The organism is Noviherbaspirillum sp. (assembly GCF_035254685.1).
In the GTDB taxonomy this organism is placed as follows: Bacteria; Pseudomonadota; Gammaproteobacteria; order Burkholderiales; family Burkholderiaceae_D; genus Noviherbaspirillum.
Genome location: NZ_DATFAI010000052.1, coordinates 22,816 through 39,681 on the forward strand (window position 1 = coordinate 22,816; position 16,866 = coordinate 39,681).

Here is a 16,866-nt window from a genome sequence, read left to right on the forward strand (position 1 = left end):
AAAGCACGACCAGCGCAGGATACGTGCGCGCATTCGCCCTCGCGTCCAGATGCTGCATGGCGCGAAAACCAGCGGGCCGCCGGCTGCACCGGGAACAGGAATGTATTGAGCCACGAGTACTTCTCTTCTCATTTCCCATGGAGAGCAATCATGCAAAACGTTTTCAGCCCATTGGTCACCATGTACCAGACTCAGCTGGAGGCATCCCGGCGCTTCGCCGATGCTATCTTTTCCGGAACGGAAAAGATAGATCGTGTCGTGATCGGTGCGTCGCACCGGGCCTTTAATGAACAACTGAATTTCGTGCAGGCCATTGCCGCTGCCCGCGATCCTCGCAGTGTCAGCAACACTTTTCAGTCAGGCTTTTTTACGCGCAATCCTGATGAAGCGATGAACTATCAGAAGGAGATCATGCGCATCTTTGCAGAGATGCAGAATGAGATCGGACATTCGCTGCAGGATTATCTGGAGAAGGTCGGTTCACACGCGACAAGCACAGCCACCGGACCGATCGAAGCGGCGCAGGAGCAGGCGAACGACACCGTATTCAATCCGATGACGAGCATGTTTTCCGTCTGGGAGTCCGCATTCAAGGAGGTCGCCGATCTCGCCAAGAAGAACATGATGGCGGCCCGTTCGACGGCGGAGAGCGCCGTGCGCAGGTCAATGCAGAACGCCGGCAACTATGGGAACGTCGCCAGCTACGCGAGCGGTGTAGCGCAGGACGCTGCTGCGAGCGCGGCAGACATGGCTTCGCAGACGGCAAGACAGGCAGCGACCGTGACCGAGGAAGTAGGCGGCGAAGAGAAACGCGGCGTTTCTCCGAGCGGAAGCGGCGGAAAGCGCAAATAAGCCATTACGCGAACTAGAAAAAAATAAGCCGACACGGGTCGGCTTATTTCGTGTGGTGCGGCAACGCATGTTGCCGCTGCGGGAGAATCATGCAGTGGCGAATTCGCCCCAGTCGCCGTCCGGCTGCTCACCGGATTGCGGAGCTGCAGCAGGGCGCGCCTTCTTCGACGCAACCTGTTTTGCGCGCGAACTGGACGGCGGCAGGCGACGCAACGTCTTCAGCGCTTCCGGATCCTTGATGCCGATCGAGCGCTGGTCGACCGTAATCAGTCCGATCTCATTGAATGCAGAGAGCGTGCGGCTCACGGTCTCCAGCGTGAGACCGAGATAGCTGCCGATCTCATGGCGGGTCATGCGCAGATTGAACAGCTTGCTCGAATATCCCATCTCCGCATAACGCTCTGACAGGTTCACCAGGAAGCGCGCCACGCGTGCCTCGGCGCTGAGCGCACCTAGCATGCTGACCATCGCCTGCTCGCGGACCAGCTCGCGGCTCATCACGCTGTACATGGCATGTTCGAACTCGACATGCGCGCGACCGAGGGCAGTGAGTTTTTTGAAGGGCAGCAGAATCAGGTCGCAGTTCGACAGGGCAACGGCTTCCGATGCATAGCGCTTGGTGTGAATGCCGTCGACGCCGAACAGGTCACCTTTCATCGGGAAGCTGAGGACTTGCTCATTGCCGAATTCGTCGATCAGTACGGTTTTCAGGAAACCGGAATGGACGATGTACAAGGTGTCGAACGGTTGCCCGATCGTGTGGATGCGTTGTCCGGTCTTGAACTGCACATGCTGGAACAGCAGTTCTTCGTCGGTATGAATGGCTGCGGAGGGAATGCGCAGCACATCGCACAGTTCCTTCAGGTTGGACCACAGTTTCCCCTGGCGTTGCCATCCGGCTTCAAGAGAAGATGAATGCAGGGCAGCTGCTGATGAATCGGATCTCATTTCAGGCATTTGCGTGGACAACATGATCATCTCCTAATTCAGGTATTTCGACATTTCTCGTGCGGCACCAGAACTGGCTCGCACGAACATTGAATTCAGCACTGTTTTGGTCGTCGGATACATTTCCCTGATGCTATGGGAAGGCCAGAATCAGCGTCGCGTTGCTTTCATTGCATGCATCGCAAGAGTCGTCAGTATCGCAACCGCAACAGCCAATTGCTATCGGTGTGGGCTGAATTGAAATGTAGGGGAGGGACAAATAGCGTAGGAATATTCTTACATCCGGAAGGAGATTTTCCTGATGGGTATTTCTTGACGGAAATCAAGTTCCTGGAGGCGCGAGCCTGAAAAGCGCCGCCCGCAGGTGCGGGCAGGAGATACATGAAGGCCTTCGCTCAAGGGCGAATACAGGGCGGCGGGAGAGGAGATCGGAAGGGATGAAGATGTCTTCAGTTTTTCATCGGTCCGAGCAGGCGATGTTGCACGGCGTACTGGACCATTTCGGCCAGCGAGTTCATGTTCATCTTGGTGAGAATGCGCGTCTTGTGCGTGCTGACAGTCTTCGCGCTCAAATGCAGAAAATCGGCGATTTCGGTAATCGATTTGCCGCTGACCAGAAGGGTGAACACTTCGAATTCACGATTGGACAGCTGCTTGTGCGGAAGATCCTCGTTCGCCGGCATGACGTCCATTGCCAGCTGCTCGGCGACTTCGAGGCTGATATACGGCCTGCCGGAGGCGACCTTGCGGATCGCGCTGACCAATTGTGTGCCCGCGCTTTCCTTGGTGAGGTAGCCGCGCGCACCTGCGCGAATGGCCCGCACCGCGTACTGCTCCTCTTCATGCATGGTCAGGATCAGGATTGGCAGCTTCGGTACTTCGTCCTTGATCTGGCGTATCAGCTCCACTCCGCTACGGCCGGGCATCGACAGATCGAGCATCAGCAGATCGAATCCGCCCTTGCGGACATGCGCGAGCGCTTCGAAGCCGTCAACTGCTTCACCGACAACCTCAATGTCATCTGCCCCATCGAGGATGCGCTTCAATCCCTCGCGCATAATGGTGTGATCGTCGGCGATTACGATTCGGATCATAGGCGTCTTGTTTTCTTGGGCGAATTGTTCAGAGTAACAAAATCGGTTCGATCGGAATGGACGCGTGGATGGCCACCCCTTGAGGCTCGACATTCCGGATGGTGATTGTACCGCCTAACATGAAGATCCGTTCCTGCATCGCAATCAAGCCGTAACAACCAGCCTTTCCCTCGCTGCCAGGATCCATGCCGATCCCATCGTCACGAATCATAACATTGACTTGGTCATCGGCACGAACGAGCGTGATTTTAGCTTGGCTTGCGTGGGCATGGCGCTCGATATTCGAGAGGCCTTCCTGGATGACCCGAAAGATCGCCGATTCGATCGGGTCATCAAGTTTTGCCATCAAACCGTGGCTCTCGACCGTGCATTTGACCGATGTTTTTTTCTGGAAATTTTCAGCCATCCACTCGACGGCAGGCAGCAGACCGAAATCATCCAGCAAGGGTGGACGCAACGTGGATGCCATATTCTTCGTCATCATGATCACGTTGTCGAGCAGGCCCTGCATTTGGGCAAGACGGGCAGGAAGCCCCTCGTTGGTTGTGGGTAGACTGTTCTCGAGCCAGTCGAGGTCGAGCTTGAGCACGCTCAGGCGCTGGCCGATGTCATCGTACAGTTTCCTGGAGAAACGCCGCTTTTCCGCTTCATTGACCTGCTGGGAGGAAACCGCCCACCTGCGCAGGTCCGATGCCCGGATGGCGCCACGCATATTGTCAGTCAGGGCTTCGGTGCGGGGAAGGGCATCATGCAGAATCAACGCAAGGAACAGTTCACCATGCACGGTGACGCGCGAGATGCTGGCATTGAGTGAAAGCTGGGCGCCATTCGAATGAACCCCCTTCAGTTCAAGCTTGCTGCGACGACCATGCACACGTGTTGCGACAAGTCTGTCGATCCGGCGGCGCTGGTCCACACTGATTCGCGGCGGCATGAGCAGATCGAGGGATTTTTCCAGGAGGTGCTTTGCCGGGTAGCCAAACATGCGTTCGACCTTCTGATTCACGAGCACGATCTGGCGCGAGGCATCGACAATGATCACGCCATCCATTGCGGACTGGATGATCGATAGCAAGGATGGGCCGACTTTGCTGGCGGGGAATCGGGAAAGTGTCGTGATGAAATTCGGCAGCGTGCCTGTGTTGTATTCCAGTTGGGTGGTCATCACAATTCTCTATTGCCAGAGCCTGTTGGACGGTTATTCGTAGACACATCCGGATGTTTGCCGAGTTCCTGGCCGGAAGAACAGCAGCCAGTGTACGGGTTCGCACAGCTTGCTTGCCGCGTCCACTGACCTCCGGGCCGCATTGTTTTCGAAAAATGCCTGCATGCATCCGCTTCTGTCTGCTGTCGTTGCGGGGACGGCTCATTTGCAGAAAGCGGTGCCGCTGTCGAGTCCTGGTAGTCTGAAATTGATCGGTGTTTTCGATCGTACCGACCGTCGCGCGGCTTCGCTTTGAGCTAACCGATATCCCGCGACATTTCCTCGACGGCACATCCTGCGGCCTGGCTCGCCATGCATATGTCTTCCTGAAGCAGGGGGACGCATGGAATCGCCCGACAGAAATTTACGCCTACCTGCCTATGACCGCTGTAAATCCAAATTAACAGACAAAAGCGAAAGCAGATTGAGAAATCACAATCGGCGCCTTGCTGAAGGACAAGCGAAGAACCGGTGACGCATTCTTCGATTTTCTTGAGTGCATGGGTCCGTCGAAGAGGTTGTGAGGCACGCTGTTTCAGCGTAAAGACCGGTGCAGAAATTCAACGCTGTCCTGCAAGTGCATCAGCTGACTGCCTGGAGTCCGGTGAAGTTATTCATGCTCTGCAAGGTGATGAACGTGCAACGGGATAGTGATCCGGACTGTCATACTAATCCCCGGTTCGCTCAGAATGTCCAGCGTTCCGTCGAGAGACGCGGTGCGTTCGCGAATGCCGATAAGGCCAAACGAACCAGCCTTGCGTTCTGCTCCAGGTTCCATGCCCTTGCCGTTGTCGGCGACCTCCAACAAGATCCAGCCGTCCTCTGCTTCAATGCATACCGCCACTTGCGTTGCATTGGAGTGCTTGACGACATTGTTCAGCGCTTCCTGGACCATGCGGTACATGGCCGTCGCCACTCTTTGGCCAATGATGATTTCATCGCCGGGCAGATGGAGATCGCAGCGGATGCCATATCGCTTTTGGAAATTCGATGCCAGCAACCGGACGGCATCAACCACCCCGAGGTCTTCGAGGATTCTGGGTGGCAGATCGGCGATGATGCGGCGTACCGAGGCCACCATCGTATTGACCAGATCGTTGATTCCCTCCACCCTGCGCAGTACTTTCGCATTGGTCTGGGGCAGGTACTGCTGCAGGTCGGAAAGATCCATCTTCATGGCAGCGAGCAACTGGCCAAGATCATCATGCATCTCCCTCGCCAACCGTCTCTGCTCTTCTTCCATCAGGTCATCAAGCGTCGAAATCATTTTCTTCAGTTCGTCATGTGAACGCTCAAGCTCCTGCTGGGCCTGCTTGCGATCCGTGATATCGAACATCACACCCTGGAGGTACATCGGTTTGCCGTCGACATCATTGATCACCTGCGCTTCATCATGCAGCCAGTGCAGGGTGCCATCTTTGCCGAAAATGCGGTATTCAATGCTGAGCGGATTACGGTCGGACAAGCGCGCGGCGAGTTTCTGCTGCACGTGGGCGCGATCACCTTCATGCATTTGCCGGAATCGTATGACCGTATCGGCGCACCATTCCTCAGGCGTGAATCCAAGAAGGTCCCTGATCCTGTTGCCGATATAGATGGTCGTCATACCGTCATCGAGATTGCAGATGTACTGTACGCCACCTAACTGTTCGACAAATGCCTGGTAACGCGCCGCAGCTTCCATCCTTTCGTGTTCGATGAGTTTGCGCTCGGTGATATCGAATACCTGCCCGATGAAAATTTTTTTCCTGTCCGTCGTCGTTACGAATTCGAGGTAATCGTAGAGATATCTCACCGAGTCGTCGGATGCGAGTACGCGATATTCCGCCACGGTGCTTTCGGAATCCTGCAGCGCCTTGCGCATGAGTGCTCTGACGCTCGCGCGGTCCTCGGGATGCACATGGCAATCGATGTAATCCTCTGTGGACAATGGTCCACACACGGGATCGCGTCCGACGATCCGGAACATTTCCTGCGACCACTGGTGCACTTCATGCGTAGTTCCTTGCATGACATGGATTTCATAAGTGCCGAACCGGGCAATCACCTGTGCGCGTTCATACCAACGCGTCTTGATGTGCTGTGGAATGTGTACACCGGCCTTTGCGGATATCCAGCGGCGCAGGGCAATGCGGGCGATCAGGCATGCCGCGATGCCAGATAGGATTCCTGCCGCTGCCGCAAACTGTATGTCCAGCGATGGCTGCCTTGCTCCGGGCTGACGCTCCCACATGAGATAAGCGACAAATGCGGCGAGAATGAGGGTGAGGGCGATCACAGCGTACGCTGGGTCCGATGTCCGTTGCGGGACGGAATGGCATGGCTGCCACGTCTGTTTCATGAAATTCTTCCTCCCGCGCAAGAGCGCCAAGCGGCGCCGGATGAATTTATTTCCTACAGATGCCGTCGAGTCACACGACAGGCTGAGTCGCGCAGTTTTGCTGCACTGCGATGATCAGATAATATTGAATATCAGGCAACGAGACAAGAGGCTGTTCGGCATGGAGTTTTTGCTTCCGCCACAGCAGGCCGCGCGAAATTGATGACCGCGAGTGCTGCAAATGCTTATGGAAGGAATGCTTGCCTGCTAGACTACCGGCGCCGGTGCACGCGTCGCGTGACGGAAGCGTGAGCGCAGTGTCACAATCATTACGGATAAAAATCATCATGGAAATACAGCTCGGGGACATTGGACATATCATCCAGCTCGCCATCGCGCCCGTCTTTCTGCTGACCGGCGTCGGCACCAAGCTCACGGTGTTAACGAACCGTCTCGCGCGCATCATCGACCGCACACGCGTCCTCGAGAATCGCATTACGGCCACCCACGGGGAAGACCATTCCGATGCCTATGATGAGCTCACCACGCTGTATCGACGAGCGCACCTGATCAACCGCGCCATTACCCTCAGCACTTCTTGCGGCCTGCTGGTCTGCATCGTGATTGCGGCGCTGTTCATCGGGGACGCATTGAACCTGACACTCGGCAAATTCATTGCCTTGTGCTTTGTCCTTGGCATGTTTTCGCTGATCGGAAGTTTCGTGCTGTTCCTGCGGGAGATCCTTGTCGCAACCAGGAATCTTTCGTTGCGAAACATCGACGAGCTGAAACGGAAGGAGTAGTGCATGGCGCAAGGGGGGGGGGGGCGCAGGTTGCTCCTTCTATCCGAGGCAGAAGGATTTTCGCTCCATCAAACGAATAATCGCCGCAAGTGCATTTCCGAGAGCAAGATTTTTTGGGGGAAGCGAGGCGAAGTAGAGGGACAGATGAAGCTGCTACGGCATGGAGAACGAAGGAGCGCGCGCAAACAAAAAGGGCTTACGTTTTCACGTAAGCCCTTCGAATTTTTTGGCTCCCCGACCTGGACTCGAACCAGGGACCTGCGGATTAACAGTCCGTCGCTCTACCGACTGAGCTATCAGGGAACAGAACCGCTATTATAGGACGATTTTTCTGTCCGTGTCAAAACTTTACGCTGGATTCATCTCGAAAGAAGCGGGCCTTGGTTGCGGTCCACTCACTTGAGCGCATCCTTACAGCACTTTTGCGATCGCGTCGACGACGTTATCGATATTGCGCGAATTCAGCGCAGCCACGCAGATACGGCCAGTGTCAACGGCATAGATCGAGAAGTCTTCGCGCAGGCGTGTGACCTGCTCCTTGGTCAGGCCGGAGTAAGAGAACATGCCGCGCTGCTTGATGACGAAGTCGAAATTATGGCTGGGCGCCTTTTCCTTCAGCTTCTGCACCAATGCCTGGCGCATTTCGCGAATGCGGACGCGCATGCCGGCGAGTTCATCTTCCCACAGCTTGCGCAGTTCCGGCGTCGACAGCGCAGTTGCCACCACCTGGCCGCCATGAGTCGGCGGGTTGGAGTAGTTGGTGCGGATGACGCGCTTCAACTGGGACAGCACGCGCGCGGCTTCGTCCGCAGTCGCCGCCACGATGCTCAGGGCACCAACGCGTTCGCCATACAGCGAGAAGGACTTCGAGAAGGAGTTCGAGACGAACAGCGGGCCGCCTGCTTGCGCAAACTGGCGCACGACCTTGCCGTCGGCGTCGATGCCATCGCCGAAGCCCTGGTATGCCATGTCGAGGAAGGGGATCAGGCCGCGCTCGGTGACAACCTTGATGACGTCCGCCCATTGCGCCTCGGTCAGGTCGGCGCCGGTTGGGTTGTGGCAGCAGGCGTGCAGCAGGACGATCGAGCCGGCAGGCATTGTCTTCAGCGCATTCAGCATGCCGTCAAAGTTCACGCCGCGGGTGGCCGCGTCATAGTACGGATAGGCGTTGACGACAAACCCGGCGGATTCGAACAGGGCACGGTGGTTTTCCCAGCTCGGATCGCTGATCCAGACCTGCGCGTTCGGCGCGAAGCGCTTCAGGAAGTCCGCACCGAGCTTCAGGGCACCGGTGCCGCCGAGGGCCTGCGCGGTGACTGCGCGCTTTTCTTGAATAATGGCGCTGTCAGCACCAAATACCAGTTCCTGCACAGCCTTGTCGTAAGCCGCAAGGCCCTCGATCGGCAGATAGGTGCGAGGACTTGCCTTTTCCATCAGTTGCGCTTCCGCCTTGCGTACGCACTCGAGCAGCGGCACCTTGCCGTTGTCATCGTAATAAACGCCGACGCCGAGATTCACCTTGTTGGGATTCTTGTCAGCGTTATAGGCTTCCGTGATGCCGAGAATCGGGTCGCGCGGCGCCATGTCGATGGCGCTGAACAGGGGGGAGGGATGGGATTGGCTCATCGTGATAACATGAAAAGTTGGCTGCGGAAGATCGTTCCTGGCAGCGGGTTGTGAGCAGTTTTGAAGGCCGGAAAGCCTCCGACTGATGTGCAACTAAATATTTTACCAAAGGTCGAATCGAGATGGCAGATTTATCCCAGGTTTCCAGCGCAATCGACGAGTCGAAAATCGTTACCTTCCCCGGTTCGCCTTATCGTCTTTATCAGCCTTTCCCGCCAGCCGGCGATCAGCCTGGTGCAATTGCAAAACTGGTCGAAGGCATCGAGGACGGGCTGTCGTTTCAGACGCTTCTCGGCGTGACGGGCTCCGGCAAGACTTACACCATGGCCAACGTGATCGCCCGCCTGGGGCGGCCGGCCATCGTTTTCGCACCCAACAAGACGCTGGCCGCCCAGCTCTACAGCGAATTCCGCGAATTCTTCCCCCAGAATGCAGTTGAGTATTTCGTCAGCTATTACGATTACTATCAGCCGGAAGCGTACGTGCCGCAGCGCGACCTGTTCATCGAGAAGGATTCCTCGATCAACGAGCACATCGAGCAGATGCGCCTGTCCTGCACCAAGTCGCTGATGGAGCGGCGCGACGTAGTCATCGTGGCAACGGTTTCAGCGATCTACGGTATAGGTAATCCAAGCGAATACCATCAGATGATCCTGACCTTGCGCGCGAAGGACAAAGTCAGCCAGCGCGATGTGATCGCGCGCCTGATCCAGATGCAGTACACGCGCAACGAGGTCGATTTCGCCCGCGGTACCTTCCGCGTGCGCGGCGATACCATCGATGTCTTCCCGGCAGAACATGCGGAACTCGCAGTGCGCATCGAGATGTTCGATGACGAGATCGACAGCCTGCAACTGTTCGATCCGCTCACCGGCCGGGTGCGCCAGAAAATCCCGCGCTTTACTGTCTACCCTGGTTCGCATTACGTCACGCCGCGCTCCACCGTGCTGCGCGCGATTGAAACCATCAAGGACGAGCTGCGCGAACGCCTCGAATGGTTCCGCAAGGAGAGCAAACTGGTGGAGGAGCAGCGGCTCGAGCAGCGTACCCGTTTCGACCTCGAAATGATGCAGGAGATCGGCTTCACCAAGGGCATCGAAAACTATTCGCGCCACCTGAGCGGCGCCAAGCCGGGCGAGCCGCCACCCACGCTGGTCGATTACCTGCCGCAAGACGCGCTCATGTTCCTCGACGAGTCGCACGTCCTGCTGGGCCAGCTCAACGGCATGTACAACGGCGACCGCGCACGCAAGACCAATCTCGTCGATTATGGCTTCCGCCTGCCGTCGGCGCTGGACAACCGCCCGCTGAAGTTCGAGGAGTTCGAAAGCAAGATGCGGCAGACGGTGTTCGTCTCCGCGACCCCCGCCGAATATGAAGGCACCCACGCGGGGCAGGTGGTTGAGCAGGTGGTTCGGCCAACAGGCCTGGTGGACCCGGCAATCTCCGTGCGCCCGGCGAGTACGCAGGTGGACGATCTGATGTCGGAGATCACCGATCGCGTGAAGAAGAACGAGCGCGTGCTGGTCACCACACTGACCAAGCGCATGGCGGAGCAGTTGACTGAATTCCTGGGCGATAACGGCATCAAGGTGCGCTACCTGCACAGCGATATCGATACCGTGGAGCGCGTTGAAATCATCCGCGACCTGCGTCTTGGCACCTTTGATGTGCTGGTCGGCATCAACCTGTTGCGTGAAGGCCTGGACATTCCCGAAGTGTCGCTGGTGGCGATTCTCGATGCGGACAAGGAAGGCTTCCTGCGTTCCGAGCGCAGCCTCATTCAAACCATTGGGCGCGCGGCGCGCAATCTCAACGGCATGGCGATTCTGTATGCAGACCGGATCACCGATTCGATGCGGCGTGCCATTGACGAGACCGACCGACGTCGCACAAAGCAGATTGCGTTCAACAAGTCGCACAACATCACGCCGGCCGGCATCAAGAAGGAAGTGCGCGAACTCATCGACGGCGTCTACAGCCCGCAGGAAGCGCGTGAAGAATTGCAGGTGGCGCAGGAGCAGGCGAAGTATGAGTCGATGTCGGAGAAGCAGGTCAGCAAGGAAATCAAGCGGCTCGAAAAGCTCATGGTCGAGCATGCGAAGAACTTGGAATTCGAAAAGGCTGCCCAGGTGCGCGACCAGTTACATATCCTGAAACAGCAACTGTTCGGCGCGCCTGGCCTCGATAACGTCGTGCCCTTGTCAGGAGGGTAAGACCCGCGTCGGCCGGGCGCAAGGCCTTGCCGGCATGGTGCCGGGCAGCGGTAAAATGCCGCTATTTCTTCCGATCCGCCATGTCCTTGTCCATTCCTGAATCCATCCTTGACACGTTAGCGCTGGCAGATCAATCGTGGCGTCCGATTCTGCTGAAAGGATTGGAAGCCATTGCAGAAGCCGATCCAGGCTATCTTGCCGAGCTTGCCGCCGACAACTACCTGCCCACCGGTGGGCGACTGTTTGCCGCCTTTACGCTGCCGCTCGATGCGGTGCGTTATGTGCTTGTGGGCGAAGGCCCCTATCCGCGCGAGCGCAGTGCCACGGGGGTCTGCTTCATGGACGGCGCGGTCGAGTCTCTATGGTCGGAAAAGGGTTTGTCCAAGGAAGTGAACCGGGCGACGTCCCTGCGCAACTTCATGAAAATGCTGCTCGTCGCGGATGGTCTATTGACCTCGGAGAATACTTCCGGCGACGCAATTGCTCACATTTCTCTGCGCGCCAGGGCGATCGGTTCTCCATTCATCCAGACGCTCACTGAATTGCAGGCCAATCTGACGCGGCACGGTTTTTTGCTGCTGAACGCGACACTGGTCTACCGGCCGGATGTGCCGCCGCTCAAGGATGCAAAGGCCTGGCGTCCGTTCCTGCGCACTGTCCTGGAGGCGCTCGACGAACACGCTGTTGCGAAGGTTGGAGCGCCGCCGGCACTGGTGTTATGGGGCAAGATTGCCGAGCAACTGAACGCTCTTGAGGTAATGTCCCGTTTTCCACGCGCCGTGTCGGAGCATCCTTATAACCTGTCCTTCATCGGAAACAAGGGCATGCAAGACCTCTTCGGGCCCATGCATCTGCTGCAACAGCAGGTGCGATGACTTTGATTCCAGGCACGGATATTTCAGGCAGTCTTTCGGCCGGCTGAAGGCTTGGCTGCCTCACGTCTTGGGCAAGCAGGGAAGTTCCTCGCGGAATAGCATCTGCTCCTTCCCGGCACGCCTTGCGCAGCTTGCGCATTCGTCACTCATGTCCTTTCCGCAGGCAAACTTGCGCCGCCGTTGCGTCATATCAGGATATGCAGCCGGGAATTTGTGATCATGAGGTCAACATGTGCGCGCAGAGCCGACCATGTTCCTTGCGTCTTTCCATGCGTGCCGGAATTGATGGGATCGATCATGAAGACTAGCCGCGTCCTTTTCGTTTGCATGGGGAATATCTGCCGTTCCCCAACAGCCGAGGGTGTCATGCGCAAGCTTGTGCAGGACGCGGCGCTGCATGACCGGGTAGTCGTCGACTCGGCCGGTACGCACGACTATCACGTCGGCGAACCACCCGACCCGCGCGCCCAGACCGCGGCACGCAAGCGTGGATACGATCTGTCCGGCTTGCGTGCACGCCATCTTGTACTTGGCGACTTCGACGCATTCGACCTGATACTCGGCATGGATTTCAACAATCTTGAGATCCTGAACAACCTTTGTCCGCCGGAACACAGATCCAAAATCGGCTTGCTCATGGCTTTTTCAGGACGTCGCAATGCGACGATTGTGCACGATCCTTACTATCGCAGCGCAAAGGACTTCGAACTGGTACTCGATTACATTGAGGATGCCTGTGCTGGCCTGGTTCGCTCCATTTCCCAAGGCAACCTGATTCCGCAATAGGGTGCGCGATTGTCGGGCAATGTCCGGTGTTTGGTCCTTCCGGTATGCGAGGAGTCGCGCTTTCCGGTAAAGCTTTCAGGCTGATGTAAAAGTTACCGCTATCGACCGTCGAATTCCGTCTCGGCAGACACGATTTCTTTCCGAGGAGCGCGCACGTAGCGGTTTCGCGCTGATGACGCGGAATGACTCGTCTTCTGCGTTGGCCTGGTACGAAGCTTGCACTGATGACTGTCGTCTGTGCTACGCGCAACAAGAGCCATATCATGACCTCTTTACAAGTGGCAATGGCATCTGCAGCCTGGTTGATCACATGCTCGGCCTGCGGGCAATCATCCGTCGCCGGGACGCGCGAGGGGTGGACAGAATTGAACGTCCGGAGCGAGTCTGGCGCGATACGGAAATGGTGGCCTGGCACGGGACTCCGCTACGGGGGCAGTCAGGCGGATGCGTATCCCGGCGGGCAGGAAGCCGCATCCACTGTCGTGCGGTCGGATGCGCAGCCTGGCCTGGCGAATTTCTCGTTCCGTTTTCCCCGCGGCGGGCATGGTGCGGTATTCGGGTATCTGGGGCATCCCGGGGACGCTTTACCTGGCCCACCCGCCTTCTTTGCCTTGCGGTTCAGCGGAATCGACCATCCCGAACCCGCGTCGCTCGGCGAGTGGCTGGATGTTTCCAGTCGACCCTCCGTGATTAGCGTCGGTTATGCCTGGCGCAGCCTGGAGTTCGAAGGCTCGGCCGTGTCCTGGTATCCCAGTGACGGACAAAAGCCGACAAAAACAGAGCCGCTTCTTCATCTCGACGCGCAATCGACGCGATTATCCTTCCGTCCTTCCGAGCGCTGGACGCTTCAGGTCAGTCGCGGCACACTGGTTGGCTTGGACCAGGTTGTGCCGAGCGACAGCTTGAGACGATCGGCCATTTCGGCAAGCTATCGACAGCCTTTCACCGACGGCGAGTGGCAAGCCACGCTGGCATGGGGCCGCACGGCGAGGAAATTCAATGAATCCATCAACGGCTATCTGCTGGAGTCTGCGCTCAGGTTTCAGTCAGCGCATACGATATTCGGCCGGCTGGAACAGGTGGGGCGCGACGACCTGTTGCAGGACATCGGTTCCTCGCAGCGGACGTCCAGGTTCAACAAGCTGACGGTGGGATATTTCAGGGATATGCAAAACAGCGGTCCGCTGAAGTTTGATGTCGGCGCGCTCATGAGCAAGCATTTCGTTCCGACGGGCGCGCCGTTGTCATCCGGTGCTGAGCCCGTCTCCTACATGCTCTTCCTGCGGCTGAGGCTTCAGTAGCGCCCGGCAGCCGGAATTGAAATATGAAATAATAGCGGCGATTGCAAACCTGCAATGAAGCGGCGTTGCCGCACTCGGAAGCACGTGTCCTTTCGCGGCCCATCTGATGGACAAAATATTCACTTCCACGGCGCAGCGAAAAACTATCCCAATTTCATTAATACCTGACGAAATCACTCAACTTTGATATACTTGACCAAAATCTTCGGGAATCCCGGATATTTGAGAAAACTTGGATAAAGTTTGATATTGGAGTTGAGGCATGCGTCTGACTACTAAAGGCCGTTTTGCGGTGACTGCGATGATCGATCTGGCGTTGCGCCAGGACAAGGGCCCGGTCACCTTGTCCGCGATCAGCCAGCGGCAAGAGATCTCCCTTTCCTACCTGGAACAACTGTTCGGCAAGTTGCGCCGCCACGAGATCGTCGATTCCGTGCGGGGGCCTGGTGGCGGATATACCCTTGCCCGCCGTCCCGAGGATGTGACCGTTGCAGATATCATTATCGCCGTCGACGAACCGCTGGATGCGACCCAGTGCGGCGGCAAGGAAAATTGCCACAGCCCGGGCCATGAGCACGGCACGCGTTGCATGACGCATGACCTGTGGTCCACATTGAATGCAAAAATGGTCGAATACCTGGATTCCGTGTCCCTGAAGGACCTGGTGGACCAGCAGCGGCAGCGGACCGCTGAACATAACGTGGTGCTGATGCCGCGCCACGCGACAGCTTGATTGGAGTTATTTACAGCATGAACGCCCCCTTGGAAAAAACACTGATCGATACCATCAAGGCACCGCATTTTCCGGTTTACATGGATTATTCGGCGACCACCCCGATCGATCCGCGTGTGTCCGACAAGATGATTCCGTACCTGCGCGAGCAGTTCGGCAATCCAGCCTCGCGTAGCCATATGTACGGCTGGGAGGCGGAAAAGGCGGTAGAAGAGGCGCGCGCGCACGTGGCGGCGCTGGTCAACGCCGATCCGCGCGAGATCATCTGGACCTCGGGTGCGACCGAGGGCAACAACCTCGCGCTCAAGGGCGCCGCGCACTTCTACAAGACCAAGGGCAAGCACATCATTACCGTCAAGACCGAGCACAAGGCAGTGCTCGACACGGTGCGTGAGCTGGAACGTCAGGGTTTCGAGGCGACCTACCTGCAGCCGCAGGACAACGGCCTGATCACGCTTGAGCAATTGCAGGAAGCGATTCGCCCGGACACCATCCTGGTGTCCGTGATGCTGGTTAATAATGAAATCGGCGTGATCCAGCCGATCCCGGAAATCGGCGAGCTGTGCCGTTCCAAGGGCATCATCTTCCACAGCGACGCTGCGCAGGCAACGGGCAAGGTGCATATCGACCTGGAAAAGTGGAAGGTCGACCTGATGACCTTTACCGCGCACAAGACCTATGGTCCGAAGGGAATCGGCGCGCTGTATGTGCGTCGCAAGCCGCGCGTGCGCATCGAGGCACAGATGCACGGCGGTGGCCATGAGCGTGGACTGCGCTCCGGCACTCTGCCGACGCACCAGATCGTGGGCATGGGCGAAGCGTTCCGGATTGCCAAGGAAGAGATGGATACCGAGATCATTCGCATCAAAGCCTTGCGCGACCGCCTCGCCAAGGGGCTGACCGAGATGGAGGAGGTCTATGTCAACGGCGACATGGAACACCGCGTCCCGCACAATCTCAACGTCAGCTTCAACTTCGTCGAAGGCGAATCGCTGATCATGGCGATCAAGGATATTGCGGTATCGTCCGGCTCGGCTTGCACGTCGGCCAGCCTCGAGCCCTCGTACGTTTTGCGCGCACTGGGCCGCAGCGACGAACTGGCGCACAGCTCGATCCGTTTCACCATCGGTCGCTTCACGACGGAAGAGGACATCGATTTCGCAGTCAACCTGATCAAGACCAAGGTCGCCAAGCTGCGTGAGCTGTCGCCGTTGTGGGAAATGTACAAGGACGGGGTCGATCTCAATTCGATCCAGTGGGCAGCCCACTGACTCGCCCGGCACTGTCAAAGTTAAAGGAGCATCTCAATGTCATATTCGGAAAAAGTTCTCGACCATTATGAAAACCCGCGCAACGTCGGCTCCTTCGAGAAGGGCGACGATACCGTGGGCACCGGCATGGTCGGCGCTCCCGCCTGCGGCGACGTGATGAAGTTGCAGATCAAGGTCGGCGCCGATGGCGTGATCGAGGACGCGAAATTCAAGACCTACGGCTGCGGCTCGGCTATCGCATCCTCTTCGCTGGTAACGGAATGGGTGAAGGGCAAGACGCTCGACGAGGCACTGTCGATCAAGAACACCCAGATCGCGGAAGAGCTGGCCTTGCCGCCGGTGAAGATCCACTGCTCGATCCTGGCGGAAGATGCTATCAAGGCAGCGGTGCAGGACTACAAGACCAAGCACGGTGCGGAATCGAAGGAAGCAGCCTGATTTATCGTTACTCCGGCACCTGCCGGATGGAACCGTGAAAGAGACTGAGCATTATGGCAATCACACTGACAGAAAAAGCAGCGAAGCACATTTCCCGTTACATTGAACGTCGCGGCAAGGGTGTCGGCGTACGCTTTGGCGTGCGCACGAGCGGTTGCTCCGGACTGGCATACAAGCTGGAGTACGTGGACGAATACGCGGCGGAAGATGCCGTCTTCGAATCGCATGGCGTGCGGGTTTTCGTCGATCCGAAGAGTCTGCCGTACATTGACGGCACCGAGCTGGATTTTGAGCGTGAAGGACTGAACGAGGGCTTCAAGTTCAATAATCCGAATGTGAAGGATGCTTGCGGTTGCGGTGAAAGCTTCCGCATCTGATTGACGCCGTGACTCCCTCGGC

The 16,866-nt window shown here is 57.4% G+C and carries 16 protein-coding genes and 1 tRNA gene; 10 read left to right on the forward strand and 7 right to left on the reverse strand.

Going from position 1 to position 16,866, the window contains the following annotated elements; genetic code table 11:
* Positions 1–105 precede the first annotated feature (105 nt).
* Positions 106–852: a phasin family protein gene (locus tag VJ698_RS22375; RefSeq protein WP_324105033.1), complete on the forward strand. Its 747-nt coding sequence runs from the start codon at positions 106–108 to the stop codon at positions 850–852.
* A gap of 87 nt (positions 853–939) precedes the next feature.
* Here the strand turns inward: VJ698_RS22375 and VJ698_RS22380 are convergent, their stop codons facing one another.
* From VJ698_RS22380 to VJ698_RS22400, 5 genes are all read right to left on the reverse strand, one after another.
* Positions 940–1,824 (reverse strand): Crp/Fnr family transcriptional regulator, encoded by an 885-nt coding sequence (locus tag VJ698_RS22380; protein ID WP_324105034.1) that lies wholly within the window; start codon positions 1,822–1,824, stop codon positions 940–942.
* Between the two features lie 425 nt (positions 1,825–2,249).
* Positions 2,250–2,894: a response regulator gene (locus VJ698_RS22385; protein WP_136415241.1), complete on the reverse strand. Its 645-nt coding sequence runs from the start codon at positions 2,892–2,894 to the stop codon at positions 2,250–2,252.
* 28 nt (positions 2,895–2,922) lie between these two features.
* On the reverse strand, positions 2,923–4,059 hold the full coding sequence (locus VJ698_RS22390) for a PAS domain-containing sensor histidine kinase (protein WP_324105035.1): 1,137 nt from the start codon (positions 4,057–4,059) through the stop codon (positions 2,923–2,925).
* A 649-nt stretch (positions 4,060–4,708) separates the two neighbouring features.
* Positions 4,709–6,439, reverse strand: a complete 1,731-nt coding sequence (locus VJ698_RS22395; RefSeq protein ID WP_324105036.1) for a PAS domain-containing sensor histidine kinase — start codon at positions 6,437–6,439, stop codon at positions 4,709–4,711.
* Between the two features lie 70 nt (positions 6,440–6,509).
* Positions 6,510–6,767: a hypothetical protein gene (locus tag VJ698_RS22400; protein ID WP_324105037.1), complete on the reverse strand. Its 258-nt coding sequence runs from the start codon at positions 6,765–6,767 to the stop codon at positions 6,510–6,512.
* Here VJ698_RS22400 and VJ698_RS22405 point away from each other — a divergent pair.
* The gene (locus tag VJ698_RS22405) at positions 6,766–7,221 is read left to right on the forward strand and encodes a DUF2721 domain-containing protein (RefSeq protein ID WP_324105038.1); all 456 of its coding nucleotides are present in this window, start codon (positions 6,766–6,768) and stop codon (positions 7,219–7,221) included. The two genes, VJ698_RS22400 and VJ698_RS22405, sit on opposite strands and share 2 nt — an antisense overlap.
* 227 nt (positions 7,222–7,448) lie before the next feature.
* Here the strand turns inward: VJ698_RS22405 and VJ698_RS22410 are convergent.
* Positions 7,449–7,524: transfer RNA gene (locus VJ698_RS22410), tRNA-Asn, on the reverse strand.
* Positions 7,525–7,632: 108 nt separating this feature from the next.
* Positions 7,633–8,847, reverse strand: coding sequence for an amino acid aminotransferase (locus VJ698_RS22415; RefSeq protein WP_324105039.1), 1,215 nt, complete (start codon positions 8,845–8,847; stop codon positions 7,633–7,635).
* 122 nt (positions 8,848–8,969) lie between these two features.
* On the opposite strand from VJ698_RS22415, the gene uvrB reads away from it, so the two are divergent.
* The 8 genes from uvrB (at position 8,970) to iscA (ending at position 16,844) form a co-directional block, all read left to right on the forward strand.
* Entirely contained in the window at positions 8,970–11,063 is a 2,094-nt protein-coding gene (uvrB, locus tag VJ698_RS22420) for an excinuclease ABC subunit UvrB (RefSeq protein ID WP_324105040.1), read from the forward strand.
* An 80-nt stretch (positions 11,064–11,143) separates the two neighbouring features.
* A complete protein-coding gene (locus VJ698_RS22425; RefSeq protein WP_324105042.1) occupies positions 11,144–11,938 on the forward strand; it encodes a uracil-DNA glycosylase family protein in 795 nt (264 codons plus the stop codon).
* 282 nt (positions 11,939–12,220) lie between these two features.
* Positions 12,221–12,724, forward strand: a complete 504-nt coding sequence (locus tag VJ698_RS22430) for a low molecular weight protein-tyrosine-phosphatase (RefSeq protein ID WP_324105043.1) — start codon at positions 12,221–12,223, stop codon at positions 12,722–12,724.
* A gap of 263 nt (positions 12,725–12,987) precedes the next feature.
* Positions 12,988–14,025 carry a hypothetical protein gene (locus tag VJ698_RS22435; protein ID WP_324105044.1) on the forward strand — a complete coding sequence of 346 codons (1,038 nt, stop codon included), beginning with the start codon at positions 12,988–12,990 and terminating at the stop codon, positions 14,023–14,025.
* A 262-nt stretch (positions 14,026–14,287) separates the two neighbouring features.
* On the forward strand, positions 14,288–14,758 hold the full coding sequence (iscR, locus tag VJ698_RS22440; RefSeq protein ID WP_324105045.1) for a Fe-S cluster assembly transcriptional regulator IscR: 471 nt from the start codon (positions 14,288–14,290) through the stop codon (positions 14,756–14,758).
* 17 nt (positions 14,759–14,775) lie between these two features.
* Positions 14,776–16,029: an IscS subfamily cysteine desulfurase gene (locus VJ698_RS22445; protein ID WP_324105046.1), complete on the forward strand. Its 1,254-nt coding sequence runs from the start codon at positions 14,776–14,778 to the stop codon at positions 16,027–16,029.
* A 36-nt stretch (positions 16,030–16,065) separates the two neighbouring features.
* The gene (gene iscU, locus VJ698_RS22450; protein ID WP_324105047.1) at positions 16,066–16,467 is read left to right on the forward strand and encodes a Fe-S cluster assembly scaffold IscU; all 402 of its coding nucleotides are present in this window, start codon (positions 16,066–16,068) and stop codon (positions 16,465–16,467) included.
* 53 nt (positions 16,468–16,520) lie between these two features.
* Complete coding sequence (iscA, locus tag VJ698_RS22455; RefSeq protein ID WP_324105048.1) at positions 16,521–16,844, forward strand: iron-sulfur cluster assembly protein IscA; 324 nt, start codon at positions 16,521–16,523, stop codon at positions 16,842–16,844.
* Positions 16,845–16,866 lie beyond the last annotated feature (22 nt).